The organism is Myxococcus sp. AB025B, assembly GCF_006518215.1.
Lineage (GTDB): Bacteria > Myxococcota > Myxococcia > Myxococcales > Myxococcaceae > Myxococcus > Myxococcus fulvus.
Genome location: NZ_SRLW01000530.1, coordinates 1 through 3,352 on the forward strand (window position 1 = coordinate 1; position 3,352 = coordinate 3,352).

Consider the following 3,352-nt stretch of genomic DNA (forward strand, 5'->3'; position numbering starts at 1 on the left):
GGTGAGAAGGTGGTGCTCAAGGGCCTGGCGAGGCCGGGGATGGCGGTGGCGCCCACGCTGGTCGCCATGGCCGACTCCGAGCACGCCGAGGGGGCGCGGCCGTGAAGTTCGCGCACTTCTTCGTCGACCGGCCCATCTTCGCGGCCGTGTTGTCGGTGCTGCTCCTGATTGGTGGCGGTCTGTCGTTGTTCCAACTGCCGTTGAGCGAGTACCCGGCCGTGTCTCCGCCCACGGTGGTGGTGCGCGCGGCCTATCCCGGCGCGGACCCGGCGGTCATCGCGGAGACGGTGGCCGCGCCGCTGGAGCAGGAAATCAATGGCGTGGAGGGCATGCTCTACATGTCCTCGCAGGCGACGAGCGACGGCCGGGTGGCGGTGACGATCACCTTCGGAATGGGCGTCAACCCGGACACCGCGCAGGTGCAGGTGCAGAACCGGGTGGCGCGCGCGATTCCGCGATTGCCGGCGGAGGTGCAGCGGCTGGGCGTGCTCACGGAGAAGTCGAGCCCGGACCTGCTGATGGTGGTGCACCTGGTGTCCCCGGAGGGGAAGCAGGACCCGCTCTTCCTCTCCAACTACGCGGTGCTCCAGGTGCGGGACGTGCTCCAGCGCGTTCCCGGCGTGGGCAGTGTGAATGTGCTGGGCGCGGGTGAGTACAGCATGCGCGTCTGGCTGGACCCGCGGTTGCTCGCCGCGAGGGGCCTCACCGCGAGCGACGTGGTGGCCGCCATCCGCGAGCAGAACGTGCAGGTGGCCGCGGGTGTCATCGGCCAGCAGCCGGACGAGCGGTCCGCGTTCCAGCTCACCGTCACCACGCAGGGCCGGCTCACGGAGGAGGAGCAGTTCCGCGACATCGTGGTCAAGGTGGGCGAGGAGGGGCAGGTGACGCGCCTGCGGGACGTGGCCCGCGTGGAGCTGGGTGCGAGCTCCTACTCCGTGCGAGCGCGACTGGATGGGAAGTCGGCGGTGGCCATCGGCATCAGCCAGGCGTCCGGCTCCAACGCGCTGGACGTGTCCGCGGGCATCCGCGCGCGGATGACGGAGCTGAAGGAGGCCTTCCCCCAGGGCATGGAGTACAAGATTGCCTACGACCCGACGCTCTTCGTGCGCGCGTCCATCCGCAACGTGGTGACGACGCTGCTGGAGGCGGTGGTGCTGGTGGTGTTGGTGGTGCTGCTGTTCCTCCAGACGTGGCGCGCCTCCATCATCCCGCTGGCGGCGGTGCCCGTGTCGCTGGTGGGAACAGCGGCGATCATGCAGATGCTGGGCTTCTCGCTCAACACGCTGTCGCTCTTCGGCCTGGTGCTCTCCATCGGCATCGTGGTGGATGACGCCATCGTCGTCGTGGAGAACGTGGAGCGGCACATCGCGCAGGGCGTGAGTCCGAAGGAGGCGGCCCGCAGGGCGATGACGGAGGTGACCGGTCCCATCATCGCGATTACGTCCGTGCTGTCGGCGGTGTTCGTCCCCACTGCGTTCCTGGGTGGTTTGACGGGACAGTTCTACCGGCAGTTCGCGCTGACCATCGCCATCTCGACCATCCTCTCGGCGTTCAACTCGCTCACGCTCAGCCCGGCGCTCGCGGGTGTGCTGCTGCGCGGTCACCACGGTCCGAAGGATGGCCTGACGCGCTTCATGGAGAAGGCGTTCGGCGGGTGGCTGTTCGGGCCGTTCAACCGCTTCTTCGACCGGGCATCCTCGGGCTACGTGTCCCTGGTGCGCAGGGTGGTGCGCGTCAGCGGAATGGCGCTCGTGGTGTACGGCGGGCTGCTGGTGCTGACGTGGCTGGGCTTCGCGAAGGTGCCCGCGGGCTTCGTGCCGATGCAGGACAAGTACTACCTGGTGGGCCTGGCGCAGCTGCCCCCCGCGTCGTCGCTGGAGCGGACGGACGCGGTGGTGAAGAAGATGTCGGACCTGATGCTGGCGGAGAAGGGCGTGGCCAACGTGGTGGCCTTCTCGGGCATCTCCATCAACGGCTTCGTCAACTCGCCCAACTCGGCCGTCGTGTTCGCCATCCTGGACGACTTCGAGAAGCGCCAGTCGCCGGAGCTGTCGGCCGGGGCCATCGCGGGGAAGCTCCAGGGGAAGTTCATGGGCGTGCAGGAGGGCTTCGCGGCCATCTTCCCGCCGCCGCCGGTGCCGGGAATGGGTTCGACAGCGGGCTTCAAGCTCCAGGTGGAGGACCGGGCGGGGCTGGGCTCGCAGGCGCTGTACGAGGCCACGCAGGCCCTGGTGCAGCGTGCGTCCACGGACCCGCAGGTGACGGGGTTGATGTCGGGGTTTGAAATCAACGTGCCGCAGCTCCACGCGGAGGTGGACCGGGTGAAGGCGAAGCAGCAGGGCGTGCCCCTGGGCTCGGTCTTCGAGACGCTCCAGATTCACCTGGGCTCGCTGTACGTGAACGACTTCAACCGCTTTGGTCGGACGTACCAGGTGAACGTGCAGGCGGACGCGAAGCACCGCATGGAGCCGGAGGACATCGGCCGGCTGCAGGTGCGCAATCCGCAGGGCGGCATGGTGCCGCTGGCCTCGCTGGTGGACGTGACGCCCTCGTTCGGGCCGGACCAGGTGCTGCGCTACAACGGCTATCCCTCCGCGGACATCAACGGGGCGGCAGCGCCGGGTGTGAGCACGGGACAGGCGGTGGCGGCGATGGAGCGACTGGCGGCTGAGACGCTCCCCGCCGGCATGAGCTTCGAGTGGACCGACCTGACGTACCAGGAGAAGCTCGCGGGCAAGGAGGGCCTGTTCGTCTTCCCGCTGGCCATCCTGTTGGCGTTCCTCATCCTGGCGGCGCAGTACAACAGCTGGTCACTGCCGCTGGCGGTGCTGCTCACGGTGCCGCTGGCGTTGCTCAGCGCGATTGCCGGGGTGTGGCTGGTGGGTGGGGACAACAACATCTTCACGCAGATTGGCCTGGTGGTGCTGGTGGGGCTCGCGGCGAAGAACGCCATCCTCATCGTCGAGTTCGCCCGGGCGCAGGAGGATGAGGGGATGGGGGTGGTGCAGGCGGCGCTGGAGGCGTGCCGGCTGCGGCTGCGGCCCATCCTGATGACGTCCATCGCATTCATCATGGGCGTGGTGCCGCTGGCGGTGGCGACGGGGGCGGGTGCGGAGATGCGTCAGGCGATGGGCGTGGCGGTGTTCGCGGGCATGCTCGGCGTGACGCTGTTCGGCCTGGTGCTGACGCCCATCTTCTACATCGTCATCCGGAAGCTCGCGCTGCGCGGCGAGGAGCGGGAGGCCCCGGCCATCCCCGCCGGCGCGACGGGGGCGGAAGGGCACTGAGTCACTCAGGAGTTGTCGGGGGTCGAGGGGCCGTCTTCTCAGGGGGAAGGCGGCCTCTCGTGTTG

Annotated in this window: 1 protein-coding gene; it reads left to right on the top strand. The window is 68.8% G+C overall.

Going from position 1 to position 3,352, the window contains the following annotated elements; genetic code table 11:
• The first annotated feature begins 101 nt into the window (after positions 1-101).
• On the top strand, positions 102-3,287 hold the full coding sequence (locus FL311_RS42090) for an efflux RND transporter permease subunit (protein ID WP_141333236.1): 3,186 nt from the start codon (positions 102-104) through the stop codon (positions 3,285-3,287).
• The last annotated feature ends 65 nt before the right edge of the window (positions 3,288-3,352 follow it).